Source organism: Thermogemmatispora carboxidivorans, from assembly GCF_000702505.1.
Lineage (GTDB): Bacteria > Chloroflexota > Ktedonobacteria > Ktedonobacterales > Ktedonobacteraceae > Thermogemmatispora > Thermogemmatispora carboxidivorans.
Map to the genome: position 1 here is coordinate 4,721,472 of NZ_JNIM01000001.1, position 14,623 is coordinate 4,736,094.

General features: G+C 62.2%; 16 protein-coding genes. 3 read left to right on the forward strand and 13 right to left on the reverse strand.

The annotated features are described in order from the left end of the window. Positions 1–139: 139 nt before the first annotated feature. From aroF to N688_RS18690, 4 genes are all read right to left on the reverse strand, one after another. Entirely contained in the window at positions 140–1,213 is a 1,074-nt protein-coding gene (gene aroF, locus N688_RS18680) for a 3-deoxy-7-phosphoheptulonate synthase (protein WP_052890695.1), read from the reverse strand. A 146-nt stretch (positions 1,214–1,359) separates the two neighbouring features. Beyond that, entirely contained in the window at positions 1,360–1,509 is a 150-nt protein-coding gene (locus N688_RS23030; protein WP_156025511.1) for a hypothetical protein, read from the reverse strand. A gap of 260 nt (positions 1,510–1,769) precedes the next feature. Next, positions 1,770–2,675, reverse strand: coding sequence for a hypothetical protein (locus N688_RS18685; RefSeq protein ID WP_052890696.1), 906 nt, complete (start codon positions 2,673–2,675; stop codon positions 1,770–1,772). Then, a complete protein-coding gene (locus tag N688_RS18690) occupies positions 2,672–3,382 on the reverse strand; it encodes a GlcG/HbpS family heme-binding protein (RefSeq protein WP_052890697.1) in 711 nt (236 codons plus the stop codon). Before N688_RS18690 ends, N688_RS18685 begins: the two co-directional genes overlap by 4 nt. A gap of 328 nt (positions 3,383–3,710) precedes the next feature. On the opposite strand from N688_RS18690, the gene N688_RS18695 reads away from it, so the two are divergent. Both N688_RS18695 and N688_RS18700 read left to right on the forward strand, forming a co-directional pair. Next, positions 3,711–4,619 (forward strand): LLM class F420-dependent oxidoreductase, encoded by a 909-nt coding sequence (locus N688_RS18695; RefSeq protein ID WP_052890698.1) that lies wholly within the window; start codon positions 3,711–3,713, stop codon positions 4,617–4,619. A 98-nt stretch (positions 4,620–4,717) separates the two neighbouring features. Next, the gene (locus N688_RS18700) at positions 4,718–5,194 is read left to right on the forward strand and encodes a TIGR03668 family PPOX class F420-dependent oxidoreductase (protein WP_052890699.1); all 477 of its coding nucleotides are present in this window, start codon (positions 4,718–4,720) and stop codon (positions 5,192–5,194) included. 26 nt (positions 5,195–5,220) lie between these two features. Here the strand turns inward: N688_RS18700 and N688_RS18705 are convergent, their stop codons facing one another. The 6 genes from N688_RS18705 to N688_RS18730 form a co-directional block, all read right to left on the reverse strand. Then, positions 5,221–6,354 carry a sensor histidine kinase gene (locus N688_RS18705; protein WP_052890700.1) on the reverse strand — a complete coding sequence of 378 codons (1,134 nt, stop codon included), beginning with the start codon at positions 6,352–6,354 and terminating at the stop codon, positions 5,221–5,223. A 134-nt stretch (positions 6,355–6,488) separates the two neighbouring features. Continuing rightward, entirely contained in the window at positions 6,489–7,298 is an 810-nt protein-coding gene (locus tag N688_RS18710; RefSeq protein ID WP_052890701.1) for a class I SAM-dependent methyltransferase, read from the reverse strand. Positions 7,299–7,362: 64 nt separating this feature from the next. After that, positions 7,363–8,280: a 1,4-dihydroxy-2-naphthoate octaprenyltransferase gene (gene menA, locus N688_RS18715; protein WP_052890702.1), complete on the reverse strand. Its 918-nt coding sequence runs from the start codon at positions 8,278–8,280 to the stop codon at positions 7,363–7,365. A 417-nt stretch (positions 8,281–8,697) separates the two neighbouring features. Further along, entirely contained in the window at positions 8,698–10,392 is a 1,695-nt protein-coding gene (locus tag N688_RS18725; RefSeq protein WP_052890704.1) for a glycerol-3-phosphate dehydrogenase/oxidase, read from the reverse strand. 101 nt (positions 10,393–10,493) lie between these two features. Next, positions 10,494–10,664 (reverse strand): hypothetical protein, encoded by a 171-nt coding sequence (locus N688_RS23035; protein WP_156025515.1) that lies wholly within the window; start codon positions 10,662–10,664, stop codon positions 10,494–10,496. Between the two features lie 410 nt (positions 10,665–11,074). Then, positions 11,075–11,689 carry a glycerol-3-phosphate responsive antiterminator gene (locus N688_RS18730; RefSeq protein ID WP_052890705.1) on the reverse strand — a complete coding sequence of 205 codons (615 nt, stop codon included), beginning with the start codon at positions 11,687–11,689 and terminating at the stop codon, positions 11,075–11,077. 282 nt (positions 11,690–11,971) lie between these two features. Between N688_RS18730 and N688_RS18735 the strand changes: the two genes are divergently transcribed. Further along, complete coding sequence (locus tag N688_RS18735; RefSeq protein ID WP_052890706.1) at positions 11,972–12,547, forward strand: glycerol-3-phosphate responsive antiterminator; 576 nt, start codon at positions 11,972–11,974, stop codon at positions 12,545–12,547. Here the strand turns inward: N688_RS18735 and N688_RS18740 are convergent. The 3 genes from N688_RS18740 to dhaL form a co-directional block, all read right to left on the reverse strand. Further along, the gene (locus N688_RS18740) at positions 12,544–12,876 is read right to left on the reverse strand and encodes an HPr family phosphocarrier protein (RefSeq protein WP_052890707.1); all 333 of its coding nucleotides are present in this window, start codon (positions 12,874–12,876) and stop codon (positions 12,544–12,546) included. The two genes, N688_RS18735 and N688_RS18740, sit on opposite strands and share 4 nt — an antisense overlap. Before the next feature lie 130 nt (positions 12,877–13,006). Continuing rightward, positions 13,007–13,468, reverse strand: a complete 462-nt coding sequence (gene dhaM, locus N688_RS18745; RefSeq protein WP_081839005.1) for a dihydroxyacetone kinase phosphoryl donor subunit DhaM — start codon at positions 13,466–13,468, stop codon at positions 13,007–13,009. Positions 13,469–13,815: 347 nt separating this feature from the next. After that, the gene (gene dhaL, locus N688_RS18750; protein ID WP_052890708.1) at positions 13,816–14,445 is read right to left on the reverse strand and encodes a dihydroxyacetone kinase subunit DhaL; all 630 of its coding nucleotides are present in this window, start codon (positions 14,443–14,445) and stop codon (positions 13,816–13,818) included. Between the last annotated feature and the right edge of the window lie 178 nt (positions 14,446–14,623).

Sequence of the window (14,623 nt, forward strand, 5' to 3'; positions counted from 1 at the left end):
CCACCAAAAAAAAGGGCGCTCCATCGCACCCTCTCCTTCTCTCTCCTGCCGCAGGCCGCCCTGCAAGACGGCGCCGCTCCTTCTGTCCTCCTTGCTTACGCCGGCGACGTCGCCAGCGGAGGTGGTGGCAGGCTGTCTGTCAGGCTACCTGTGACAGTCTGTCGGCCTCCTGCATGATCTGGACCATCAGACGCGCCTCGTGGACGATGGTGCGCAGCTCAGCCGGCGTGATGGACTGGCGGCCATCGCAAAGGGCACTGTTCGGATCGGGATGGACCTCCAGAATCAGACCCTCGGCCCCAGCAGCGATGCCGGCACGGGCCATAGTGGGAACCAGTTCACGCCGTCCCGTGGCATGACTGGGATCAACGATCACAGGCAGATGGGTCAGCTCATGCAGCAGTGGAACACAGGCCAGGTCGAGCAGGTTGCGGGTCTGCGGGTCAAAGCTACGCACGCCGCGCTCGCAAAGGATGACGTTGGGGTTACCGGCGGCGACGATGTATTCGGCAGCAAGCAGCCACTCGTCAATGGTGGCGGAGAGACCTCGCTTGAGCATCACCGGTTTGCCCCGCCCTCGGCGGCCCACAGCCTGCAACAAGGGGAAGTTCTGCATGTTGCGCGCCCCGATTTGCAGGATGTCAGCATAGTCCGCTACGATCTCTACCATTTCCGGCTCCATGACCTCTGTAATCACGGGCAGACCTGTCTCTTGACGCGCCTCCGCCAGCAGACGCAGACCCTCGATGCCCAGTCCCTGGAACTGGTAAGGCGAGGTGCGCGGCTTGAAGGCCCCACCACGCAGGACCATCGCCCCTGCTTCCTTAACAGCCCGTGCAGTTTCTAGCAGCTGCTCGCGGCTCTCGATGGCACAGGGTCCGGCCATGATGACAGGCCTGACCTGCTCTCCACCGATGACGACGGGATCACAGTGACGGGCATCCCCTACAACGATGCGGCTGGGACTGGTCTTGAAGTGACGGCTGACGAGCTGGTAGGGAGTGGTGGGGGTAAGGATCTGGGCGACAGCGGGCTGGCAACGGATGGTCTCCAAAGCCTGGGTATCGAGGACGGCGTGGTCGATGGCGATGACTTCGCTCTCCCCAATACAGGTGATGGCCAGAGGTCGCCGTTGACCGGCAACCTGCTCTACAAGCGACAACAAGGCAGCGCGTTCATCCTGGGTGGCCTGTGCTTCAATGACGATGATCATACGGCTGTCAGTTCCTTTCTCCTGAACTCCTGACTGCATGCTCCCAGACAGGGCAAGATTCCAGGGAAATAAAAAAGCAGAGGTTTTTCGCCTCTGCTTACTCCAGCATGCTGGGGATCTGCACGGATTAGGTGGTTCTGCTCAGCTCAACCTGAAGCGGCCCACCAGCATGCTGGAGGGCTAAAGTAAAAGTAGTAATAAAAAGCGCAGGCAACCACCGCGCGCTGACTCTGCCAGAAACGCGCCTCTACTGGCTGCTGAAGTTGCAGTTGTGGTTGCCAGGGCTTGCTGAGCATCAGATCGTCTATCCTGCTTCCTGTTTGTCTCGGTGCCACGCTGCGCGCCTCTCGACGCGCCCACGTGCCGTGCAGAGCTGCTCTTAGTGGCGCACTCTCTCGCCACTTCCTGAGAATCAGGCTGAGGGCGGATTTCCGCCGCCACTCGCATAGTCTTCTGTAGGAGAAGTATAGGCCCAATTAGCCCGGCTGTCAAGGCCAGTGCCTAAAGGTCCGACCCGGCCAGCGCTCAATGGCCTCTCCCCACAACGAGTCGAAGACTAGCGCTTGCGCGCTCGTCGCCGCAGATAGCGCCGCAGATCACGGTAGTCCTCGTAGAGGTGATCGTGCTCGCCCTTGCTGGCCTCCTTCCTCCCCGCGCTGGCCTTGCTACGGCTGCTGCTCCCCTGGGACGCGCCCCTTCGACGCTCCTCCGCTGGCCGGCCAAAGGAGGGGAAGAGGTCGAAGCGGTTCAAAACAAGCAGCAGAGCAACGAGCAAGACCAGATAAATGACAAGTGCATGAGTGATGGTTACTGGGAAGTTGAAGATCGAAAACTGGATCAATACCTGGTTAAGATGCAAGATTGGTGAGAGATAAGCCAGCGGTATCTGCAGCAGAGTAGCAGCGAAGATGTAGATGAACAGGCCCACAAAGTGACGCGATTTCAGGAGGGGACGGCTTGCCTGATCAGTCGAGCTGCCTGCTGCCTGCCCGCTGCTTCTGGCCGCCGTCGAGGAAGCCTGTGTCTTTGTCATGTTCCGAACGACCTTTTGCTGCTGCCCCTTGGTTGCTGCCTCGCTAATCTTCTTGTTGGCACGCTCTGCGCCGCCAGACTCGCCTTCGGGACTCGCCCCCCGGTACAGACGCAAAGCCCGCCAGAGGCGCATTTTGCCCGCATCGGCTGGCGATCGCTGACGCTCCGTCTGCCCTTGCTCGGCAGCGGTTTGCGTGACCGAGGCGAAAAAGCCGGGCTGGCGGCGGGCGCTGGTCGCTTTAGCCGCGCTTGCTGCTTTGGCCGCGGCAGAAGAAGCCCGCTCCTCCGCCCGGGCCGAGGCCTGCTGTGTCCCTCCTTCGGCTCGTTGGTTAGATTGTTGCTCAGCGGCAGGACTGGAGCTACTGGAGATCACCAGTAGCGGACGCTGCCGCCGCGGATTAGCCGGGCGCTGGTCGGCATCACGGGTCATGAGGGACCTCCCGCAAGGTGTTTCCGCAAAGTTGCATTTCCATCATCGCTCTGGGGAATCTGCTCGCTGCGCTGTCCGCTCGACTCGCTCTCGCCGGCTGTCTGCTTGACAGCAGGTTGCTCCTGGAGAGCATAGTCGGCAGCGTTAGCCGCCCCCGCCAGCTCTTGCAGGGCATTGGTCGCGCTGGGCGCGCTAGCTGGATAGGCCAGGGAAGGCTGCAGGAATGCTTGAGCTGGGGAAGGGGCTCCAGCAGGCTGAAACTGAGGCTGCGGCTGCGACTGGGGGGCGAAGGCAGGAGCCAGAGCCTCCAGGACCGCCAGACCGGCACGCGCAATTTCATCATCGCGCCCTGGCGCATTGCCCCCGCTGATTCCTATGCCCCCTATGGTAGCCCCGCCAAGACGAATCGGCCAGCCACCCGCTGCCATGATGAAGCGCCCCTGAGTCATCTCCGCCAGGCTGGAGGCAAAACCCGGAATGGCTGATCCCCACTGCGCTACAGCATCCGTCGGCTGGTTGAACATCACTGCCGTGGTGGCCTTGGCAATGCTGATGTTGGCCGTGGCCCAGCCATATGGAGCCATCATACGCTCAAACAGAACGAGATGCCCACCAGCATCAACAATGGCGATGCTGACAGGACTGCGCAATTCTCTAGCGCGCTGCTTGCATGCTTCTGCGATTCGGCGCGCAATCTCAACTGACATGCTCACGCGGTTTGCTCCTCCTTGACACCAGCAGGCCGGCTCTCTTCGCTCGCCAGCAGCCTCCGCTTCCAGTATATCCTCTGGTGCCTATTCTGCTGCTTCAGCCGGGACCATCCCCAGTGTCCATTGCATTGCGTTCATTGTATCGCACTCGTTTAGACGGTGCAATAGATAGAAATTTACGGCTCCTTTGCCGCGCCACATACTTTCTCCGGCGTCGCTCTCTGGCTCGAGGCGCCGGGCAGCGCCTCGACCAGTCTTGCTATACTTGCTATACTAAAGTAAGTTTGTCCCTTAGTTTTATCTGCCTACGGAGATAGCAGCTGGCATGCGTTTGGGCCTTCAGGTAAGTAATTTCACATGGCCCATTGAACAGGGTGCTCTTGGCGATACGTTTGCCCTGATTGCAGAACGAGCCGAGCGCGCCGGCCTCTCCAGTCTCTGGGTCATGGACCACTTCTTTCAGATTCCGGTGATGGGGCCAGCCGAGCATGAGATGCTGGAAGGCTGGTCGGCTCTGGCTTTCGCCGCCGGTCGGACAAACCGCATTCGCCTGGGGACGTTGGTCACCGGCGTAACCTACCGCCATCCCGGCCTTTTGGTGAAGACGGCTACGACGCTGGATGTGCTTTCGCACGGGCGCAGCTACTTCGGGATTGGCGCCGCCTGGAATGAGGAGGAGCATCGCGGCCTGGGGGTGCCTTTCCCACCACTGGCCGAGCGCTTCGAGCGCCTGGAAGAGACGCTGCAGATCGCGCTCCAGATGTGGGCCGGCGATGAGCGTCCTTTTCAGGGCAAGCACTACCAGCTCGAACGCCCCTTGAATTCGCCGCTCCCAGTCCAGCAGCCTCATCCGCCAATCTTGATCGGCGGCAGCGGCGAGCGCAAGACGCTGCGCCTGGTAGCTCGCTACGCCGATGCTTGCAATCTGTTCACGCATGGCGGCAGGGAGCAGCTGCAGCATAAGCTGGAGGTGCTGCGCGAGCACTGCGAGGCCATTGGCCGCCCTTATGAGCAGATCGAGAAGACGACGCTGAGCAGCCTGCGCCTGTCCCGTGATGGGCGCGCCGGCTCGCTGTCTCCCGCCGCTGCCGTGGACTTCTTCGGCGGCCTGGCCGAGCTGGGCATCGATCAGGCCATCTTTATGCTGCCCAATGACTACGAGCTGGAGCCTTTTGAGCTGCTGGCCACCGAGATTGTGCCCCAGGTAGAGAAAATTGCGGTGGCTGGTCGCTGACGGCAGGTCGGCGTGAGCTGGGGCAGATGGACCCGCTGTCGATGCTGAGCGAATAATAGAGGAGATTGCAAACGGCCAGAGGAGAGAGGGAGCGCTCTATGAGCAAGCGCACCGTGCTGACTGAAGAGGAACAGCGCTTTGTGCTCGGGCAGCGGGTGGCGCGCCTGGCTACAGCAGATGTGGAGGGCCATCCCCACCTCGTGCCGGTCTGCTACGCCTTCGATGGACGATGCTTCTATACGCCGCTCGATGAGAAGCCGAAGCGGGTGGCCGTGACGGAGCTGCGTCGGGTGCGCAATATCGAGGCGCGGCACGAGGCAGCTCTCTTAATCGATCACTACGAGGAGGACTGGTCACGCCTTGGGTACGTGCTGGTAGAGGGGGAGGCTCAGCTGTTGCCGCCGGGTGACGAGCGGCAGCAACAGGCTGTGGCCCTGTTGCGCGCGCGCTATCCCCAGTATCAGCGCATGGCGCTAGAGCGGTTGCCGCTGATTATGCTGACGCCACGGGCGGTGACTTCCTGGGGGCCGGCGCTGGCCCTGGCCCGCAGCTCTCCCAAGTCAGAGCAATCCTGAGCTGGTGATAGGCTACCCGCCCGCGCTCAGGAAGTGCGACGGTCGGCATGAGCAACCGGCAGCGTGAAAAAGAAGGTGCTGCCCTGGCCGACCGTGCTCTCGGCAAAGATGCGTCCGCCGTGGGCCTCGACGATGTGGCGAGCAATAGCCAGACCCAGGCCGCTCCCTCCCCCACCGGCTCCAATATGGTCGAATTTAGAGCGTGAGCGATCGACTTTGTAGAAGCGCTCAAAGATGCGCGGCAGGTCTTCGGGGCGGATGCCAACCCCTGTATCGCGCACAAAGAAGCGCTGGCTATGCCCGTCCGGCTCGGCAAAGGTTCCGACCACGACCTCGCCTCCGGAGGGCGTGAATTTGATGGCGTTGTGAATGAGGTTAACGAGCACACGCCCAATCTGCTTACTGTCGGCAGCGACCAACACCTGCCCATCGCGAATCTCGGTCCTCAGTCTGACCCGATGGCGCTGGGCTTGAGGCAGCAGACGGGCCATGCCTTCGCGTACCAGCTGCTGGGCCTCGACCGGCTCGATGACCATTGGCAGCTGACCCGACTCGATGCGCGATAGCTCCAGGAGCTCGGAGACGAGCGAGGTCAAATACTGGACCTCTTTCTCGATGCGCTCGACAAAGACCTGCGCCTGCTCGGGGTCCGTTTCAATAGTGTCCTCCAGGGTCTCGGCCAGCAGCCGCACGGAAGCAAGCGGGGTGCGCAGCTCGTGCGAGATGTTGGCGACGAAGTCGCGGCGGACGCGCTCCAGGCGCCGCAGCTCGGTGAGGTCCTCGATGGCCACGGCAAAGTAGTGGTACTCAGGCTGCCGCTCCAGACTCGCCGACGGCTTGTGATGCTCCAGGGGCGTGACCGAGACTCTCCAACAGGGACCAGAGGGACCTTCGTTGAATTCCGCGCTCTGAGGCCGCTGGTTGGCTATGCTCTCGCGCACCAGCTGGATCATGGCGACACTGCCGATGAGCTGATCAAGCTTGACCTTCTGCAGCGGCCCCGTGACTCCAAAGAGGCTGCCGACATGGCGGTTGTAATAGCGGATGGTCAGCGCGCGATCGATGACGAGCACCGGCCAGGGTGCCGCCTCTAGCAGCTGCAGGAAGAAGTGACGATAGTTGATGCTTGTTGTCTTCTCGGCTGTTGTGCGCTCTGTCAAGGCTGTTTCCTCGCTTCGCAGCATCACCAAACCAATCAGCCACCAGGGATGACTGGGCTGTGGGCCTTGTCGCTCTTGCCCTTCTCGTCCGCCTGCCCGTCTCTACTCCGGGTCCCCTGGCGCCCCAGCCCGTCTTACACGGAAGGCTGATCGGCTCCGTCCGCGCCCGTCCCGTTCTCGCTCGCAGGGGCCGGCTTGGTGGCAACGTGCACGGCTACAATGCCGCCGTTCAGGCGATGAAAGCGCACCTCGCTCCAGCCCACCTCTTCCATAATGGCCTTGAGCGTCGGCGCGTCGGGGAAGTGCGTCAGCGAGCGCGGCAGATAGCGATACTCTTCGGCAGCTTTGCCAATGATAGCGCCGAAGAGGGGCGCGATACGATAAAAGTACAGGTGAAAGAGCAAGCCAAGCAGCCTGCCAGGTGGATGGCTGATCTCCAGGCAGACCATGTGCCCACCAGGTCGCACGACGCGCAGCATCTCGCGCAGCGCCTGGCGTAGATCGGTGACGTTACGCATCATGAAGGCCGAGCAGCAGCCATCGACGCTGTTGTCCGGCAGATCGATATGCTCGGCATCGCCCACGCGCAGCTCGATGCGATCCTGTAATCCCAGGCGCTCCAGCTTACGCCGTCCCAGGTCGAGCATTTCGGGCGTGATATCCATGCCGATCATGCGCGCCCCCGGCCCGGCCTGCCGGATGACGGCAATGGCGAGATCTGCTGTGCCCGCCCCCAGGTCTAGCCCAATCTCGCCCGGTCCCAACGCCAAACAGCGAGCAGCAAAGGCTCGCCAGCGGCGGTCGAGTCCCAGGCTCATAAGGCGGTTGAGAAGATCGTAGACGCGGGCAATGCGCGCAAAGAGGCGCTGGACATAGGTGCGTTTTCCTCCAGCGCGCCTGAAGGACTCTTCCAGAACAGTATCCCCCGTGATAGGTTTTTCCATGCCTTCCTCATCTCCAATCCAGGGCGGCAGCAGCTACCCCGTCTTCCTTCGCTCCGACCTCAACTTAGAGACCAAGCGGGCGCAGCAACGCTGCGGCGGCAATCCCCAGGGCCAGCAGCAGGCCAAACTGCAGATGCAAAGCGGCGGTGCGCTTGAAACCAACAATAAAGGCGGCGCGTTCGCGCGCGCTGAGTACGGAGCGGACGTTGATAAAGGCCAGCGGGAAGCTGATCCAGACGATCAGCGTGTGTAGCGGCAGCAGGCCGGCCAGCGCGAAGAGGCTCACGGCCAGATAGCTGCCAATAACGAGCGCGGCATGATAGCGGCGGGCAAAGGTCTGGCCCAGACGCACGGGCAGAGTCAGCTTGCGCACGGCTCGATCTTCTTCGTAATCACGAATGTTGTTCATGTTGAGAATGGCCGTGACCAGAAAGCCCACCGGCACGCTGGCGGCAAAAGCCACCCACGACCAGCGCGGGATTTGTACATAGTAGGCGCCCCAGGTCATCAGCAAGCCCATCGCGATGTAGACCAGCGGATCACCCAGGCCACGCGCCGCCAGCTGGAACGGTCTGGCGCTGTAAAAATAGGCGATGACCATGCCAATGAGACCAAAGAGCAAGATAGCCGGCCCACAGAGCACAACCAGCACCAGACCGAGCAGCGCGGCCAGCACAAAGCAGGCAATCGCTCCACCCAAGACCTGGCCCGCTGTCATCTCGCCGCGAAAGATGACGGTACTGGCCCCGAGCGATTGCGGACTATCGAGGCCATAGCGATAATCGAAATACTCGTTAAAGTAGTTCGTACCGATCTGGAGAAAAAGGCTCGCCAGCAGGGCCAGGGCGAACGGCCCAGGGCGAAAGGTTCCCTCATAAGCGGCCACCGCCGTGCCGACGAACAGCGGACTGACAGTAGCCGTCAGCGAAAAAGGGCGGGCGTTCTTCACCCAGATCTTCCAGTCTTTCCAGGAGGCTGGCACGTCGTCTTTTCCCCCCTCGTAGCACGCTCTGCCTGGCTGCCTCCGTACTTCCTCTTCACCCTCCTCACCTCTCCTTCGTTCCTTCCTTTCCGCTCCCCCCGGTTCCAGCTCGGCCAAGGAAGCGAGAGCGGTGGTGGTGTGGCCAGGCCAGCCACCAGCAGCTAGACCTGGAGAGGCGCTGAGAGAGCGAGGCAGAGGCAGGCTGCTTTCTTCATCTCATTATCGTCATACATAAGGATAGTGCGCCAGCGGGAAAACGTCAAACAGATTCCAGCCGAGATGAAGCAGGATAGGGCGAGGTCGCCAAGAAGGCGCTGCCGAGGGCCGAGGGAGAAGAGCAGGTCAAAGCCGGTCAGGGGCAGGTCAGGCAGCATTGTGGTCGCGGGGAAGCTGTCACCAGCATGACCCCGCGACCTATCAAGCACTCAGGCGCGTCTCTTCGGCGGCGAGCTGGCGCTCGACCTCCTGGCGATAGGCCGCTTTCAGGCGCTGCAGCTGGTCGGGAGACCAGCCATGCTCGCGGGCCATCAGCGAGGCAACCGCCTCAAGGGCCTGCAGGCCACGCTGTCGATCCTCCAGGAGGAGCGAAGTACGGCGGGCCAGCACATCGGCGGGCGTCATCGCCATCTCATAGCGGCAGGCGTAGACAACTTCAGCCTGAATATAGGGCAGATCAGCCACCAGGCGCTGGGCGAGTGTCGGCTCGTTGGCAATCAGCTCTAATATCTTGCCTGTCTCGGTGCCATAGCTCTGCAACAGGTGAGCCGTAACATCACCCGCCAGACCGGCAGCTGCCGCCCGCTGCACAAGCTCAGGTCGCGCCAGCGACCACTCCTCGCCGCCAGCCAGGCGTAGCCGCAGCGTCGGATGACGAGGCTGGCGCCCCTCGCGCTCGTCGAGGCGATCCACCGTATCTTGAGCCATACGACGATAGGTCGTCAGCTTCCCGCCCACAATCGTCACCAGACCAGCCTCGTTCTCCAGCACGGCATGTGTCCGCGAGAGGCGGGCCGTGTCGCCCCCGCTCTGCTCGCGCGGCTTGAAGAGCGGACGATAGCCAGCGTAGCTGCTGATGATCTGCTCGCGCGTCACCTGCAGCGACAGGTAGCGGTTGAGATGCTTCAGCAGGTAGGAGATATCCGCGGCATCAGGCAAAGGATGATCGAGATCACCAGAGCCCGTGTCAGTCGTCCCCACAATGACGCGCGACTGCCAGGGAACAACGAAGAGAATACGGCGATCTTCGGTCTCGGGGAGCACAATGGCGGCCTCGCCAACATGCAGATCGTCGCGCGAAAAGACCAGGTGGACGCCCTTACTTGGCTCGATGCCCACTTGCGGTCTCAAGCCACAGAGAGCCTCGACCCGTTCAGCGAAGACACCGGCGGCATTAACCACATGCCGGGCCTGGACCGCAATTTCAGCCCCATCGAGCATGTCACGTACACAGGCCCCACAGACGCGCCCCTGCTCAAGCTGAAGGCTCACCACTTCAGAGTAGTTGGCGATGACTGCGCCATAGCGGGCCGCCGTGCGGATGAGGGTCATCGTCAGACGGGCATCATTGGTCTGGGCATCATAGTACAAGAAACCGCCTTTGAGACTGGTACTCACCAGGTCAGGGGCATAGCCTAGCACCTCCTGGCGGCTCAGGCGTCGATGACGCTCGATCCCGTAGCGACCCGCCATCAGGTCATAGAGCGTCAAGCCAACATCGAGGACGGCGCTCAAGCCCACCCCTCCAGGCGTGGTGAAGGGAATACCTACCGGATGACGGTCTCCGCGATAGAGCGGCAACACAAAGGCCAGCGGCTGCACCAGAAAAGGGGCATTGTGCAGCAGCAGGCCACGCTCAACCAGGCTTTCGTGCACCAGCGGAAAATCAAAGTTGGGCAGATAGCGTATCCCGCCATGAACCAGTTTGGTCGACTTACTGCTGGTGCCGCCGGCAAAGTCGGCCTTCTCGACCAACGCAACGCGGTAGCCACGCACGGCTGCCTCCAGAGCGACACCGGCACCGGTCACTCCGCCCCCAATGACCAGGACGTCGAAACGCTCCTGCTGCAGTGCGTTGAGGTTTTGACGGCGTGTGGTTGCTGATAGCAATTGCATGGCTCCCATCTGTAGAGATCTGGCCAGCGCCGGCCTGGGGCCGAACCACGTCCGCTGCTGGCGGCGCTTGCTCAGATGGCCACCACGCCACCTGAACAGGATCAGCCCCCAGCGCCCAGCCAGCGTACGCCCATTGCCCCACCAGCCCGCCCATCGGCGAACCAGTGGGGGCCGTCAAAGATGGATCGACCGACCGCTGGCGACTCTACGCTGCCCCCCACCGTCACCTCCACCGCTACGAGGCAGACATGCCACCCTGAATCAGGCCCCAACGACTCACTCGCCGCCAGAGGAGAGAGAGACCTGCCGGTCTCGCCCAGCGGACGAGTGAGCCGCTCAGCTACCCGAGCAGCCTGCAGCTGGCGGAACCTTGAGGATGTAGAGTAGACCGCTCATCATGATGCCATTCCAGGCCCACACAGCGGGATAGCCTTCGAGAGCGAAGGCCGTGCTGCTCTCCTCCCTGGCTGGACGATGCCAGCCCAGCGGAGCGGCGTGGAACAAGTGCACTTCCCGCCCCGACTGGCTCCAGCGACAGCGACGAGCACCCTTCAACGCTGCGTCGATCGATCCGATCTATGTCTCGGATCAGGTATCCTGCCAGCAGGTGGCGCAAGCGAATCAGCGAGCAAGGAGGAAGAGATGGGCCGAACAAGCGTATCTCTCGCTCGACCAACCCACCTCAGTGCGTCTCTGCCGACGAGCTACAGGCGCTGAGTATGGGCAGCCATTGATCAAGGCGAGTCACAGCCACCGCGCGGACCCCGCTGGCCAGCACGGCGCGCAACTGATTGGCCCCATAGAGCAGGCCCGACGCCATATACGGCAGATCAAGGGTTGGTCTGAGCGCAGGCATAATGTAAGGCACCACATGCGCCGGCGTGAAGTCCAGCATATCGACCACGTCACGGTCCACCGACTCCAGAGCCATCTCCAGCCCAGTCGAATCGACCGCGAAGATACGCTGGATGGCCTCCAGTCCCAGCTCATGAGCCAGCACCATCACTCTGGGGTGACTGGAAATGACGCCCCGGATGTGAAAGTGGCTCGCAAGATGGCGCAGACCCGCATAATCGGCATTGACGCCATCGATGTGATCCATATTCACATAGAGGGCATAGCCGCTGCGATGGGCGCGCTCAACCAGTGCCTTGAATTCAAACAGATTGCAGTGTCTGAGCAGAATAGCCCGCACCGCCGGCGTCTCCAGCGCCTGTACAAAGCGCGGGCGGGTTTCCACAACGGGCACCAGCACGCTGGAGGCCGGTAGGTTGAGCAGTGATACACCGGACTGCATACGCATCACCCATCTCGCACGTGCCTGGGACAAACGCCTGAAAAACAATAAAGTCCTGAGCCTGCCACACTCGTGGCAGCGCCAGGACTTCTCAAGTCTCTGTCCGGACGATATTCGCAATGATCAATCACACCGGGGAGAAGGACCCTCCTCCCCGCTGCGCTGTACCTGCTGGTTAGGACAGCCTTTACGCAAGTAATCATACCTGTCCCAGGTACTTTCTGTCAAGTGGCAGCCGTACCCTGGTAGGCGCCACGCTTTCTTTGCTACAATGAGAGCGGAATGACCAGAGAGGAGTTTCTCAGGCTGGCCCGCGTCCATCCTGTGGCCGCGGCCATCAAGGCAGAGGAGGACTGGACTCCGGCCCTGGAGAGCCGGGCCTGCCTGCTCTTTGCCCGGCACGGAGATGCCTTCGCACTGGAGCCACTGGTTGAGCAGGCCCATGCCCGGGGGAAGGGCGTTGTTGCGCATCTCGACCTGCTGGCCGGCATCGGCAAGGACCGCGCCGGTCTCGCCTATTTGCGCCACATCGGCCTTGATGCCGTGATTACCAGCCGCCCCTCCCTGGTAGGCATTGCCAGAGCCGAGGGCCTGCTGACCATCCAACCCCTGCTGTTGACCGAAGAGCTGGCCCTGACCAGCTGTATCCACCAGATTGCGCAGGCTCAGCCCGACCTGATCGAGGTCCTCCCGGGGATCATCTTCCCCGACTTCGCCCGCACTGTGCGCGCCCTCCTCCCCGGCCCTTTCATCGCCGGCGGCTTCATCCGCACCCCCCAGGAGGTCGCCCGCCTGCTGGCGACCGGCTGCGTGTTGATCAGCAGCAGCGCTCGCCAGCTCTGGCAAGCGGCAGCCTAGGCAGGGGCCTCGCTGGAGACTCCTGTAGTGCTCTCTCCCTGCCGCCTATCAGCTTCTTCTGCCTCGTCGAAGTTGCGCTGGACCAGCTCGGCAATGGAACGTACCGCCTCCTCGGCGTCCTCTCCCTCCGCGCGTACATGAATGGTGCTTCCACAGCGCGCTCCCAGTCGGAGTACGCCCACGATGCTCTTGGCATTGACCGTCTGCGTTCCATACTGGAGCAGGATCTGCGACTGAAAGAGGGCCGCAGTCTGCACCAGCAGGCGGGCTGGACGGGCATGCAGACCCACTTTGTTGGTGATAAGCAGATTGCGTTCTACAACGGGCATGATCGGTCTCTTTCTCCCTTCCTCTCACCTCTGCCCAGTGAGTGCTTTGCTCAGCGGGGCTCTCTCGGGGAAACCCGGCTGTTCTTCTCGTCCTGTTGTGAAACCTTCTGCCAGCAGGCTGGCCGGCCTTTTATGTCCTGTCCCCGGCGGGCTTATCGTCGGGGGCTGTCTCCTCGGTTGCCTGGCCTTCCGCCACAGGCAACTTTGGCAGGGTGGTGGCTGCCATCGCTGCCTCGGCTACCGCCGGCAGTGGACTGCCGATCGAGGCCTCCACAGCGGCCACCACTGCCCCTTCAACCAGGGGGGCGCTACTAATCATCACTGGGCAGTCATGATCTTGCTTGAAGAGTTCCAGCGCCATCTCGGCGGCAAGGCCAGCGCTGCCGAGATCGAGTAAGACCAGGACTCCCTCGGGACTGGCCGCCTGCCGCAGGGCCTGGAGGATTTTGTCGACCGAGGTGCCGAGTCCTCCTTCGGCAGTGCCTCCCGCCGGCGCAATCACGACCTTGCCCTGCGCCATCTGGCCCGCTAGCTCCACGACGCCCTCGGCCAGACGCGCACTATGCGAGACAATCACTAAGCCAACCGTCATTGGAATATTCTCCTCGCCATGAGCAACAGAGGAGGGCCAGCTCTGGGCCACCTGCCACGGTTTCGAAGCGCCGTCAGCTTAGCCTGCCTGTCTGCCTGATCTGACCTGGTCACAGCGACTCGCCCTTGCTCTACCCTCAAGGCCGATAGAAACCATTCCCCGCTTGCCTTGTGGAAGCGAGGCTCTCTCAGGTAGTCGTTCGATCGTTGCCACCTGTCCTGCGTCAACCTATCCCAGTGGGTCCCTCAAACCAGGTAGCGGGCCACATGGCTGGTAGCCAGGTGGCGCGATAGATAGAGAGGCAGGTAGGCTGACAGCAATGCTCAAGCCGACGGGGAGGCACCGGCTCAGTCAGCAACTTCGGCGAGCGTCTTCAGCAGCAGCCAGCTGGAGGTCGCGCCCGGGTCCTGGTGACCGATGCTGCGCTCGCCCAAATAGCTAGCCCGGCCCTTGGTGGCCTGCATGGGGATCGTCGCCTTCATGCCTTCCTCAGCGGCCTCAGCGGCGCGGCGCAGCAGCACGGCCAGGCCCTCATGCTGCTCCTGGGCCTTGCGGGCTGCTGCCAGAGCTGGCTCCAGGGCGTCGACCATTGTCTTCTCCCCCGTATGAGCCTTGCCGCGGGCTTTGATCCCATCCAGGGCCGCCTGCAGCATCTCGATGACGTCCGCCTCGTCCAGCTCATGCTTACCAGCGGTTACCATCCCAGCGCGCAGAAAGGCCGTTCCGTAGAGCGGGCCACTGGCGCCGCCCACCGTCGAAACCAGAGTTGTCCCGACGGTCTTCAGGATGGAACCGATATCCATGCCGCTCAGTGAAGGCAGCTTGTCGAGAACAGCGCGAAAACCGCGATCCATGTTGACGCCATGATCAGCATCGCCGATCGGAGCGTCAAGCTGGGTGAGATAATCACGCTGCTCGTGAAAAACCTGGGCCGTTTGCGTTATCCAGCGTAAGACATCCTCTGTTGTGATTGGCATAGCCTGCTCTCCTCCGTAGTGTTGGGGTGCGGGTGCGGGTCGCTCTGACAGCGCGAGCGTCATTGTCGTCGGAGCGGGTAATAGCGAGTGTGACGGGAGTGGCTTGCTGGCGCTCTTCTTGACGGAAGGCCAGGCCGCTGGCAGCAGCGACCGGCTGAGGCATAGAGCAAGGCAAGGG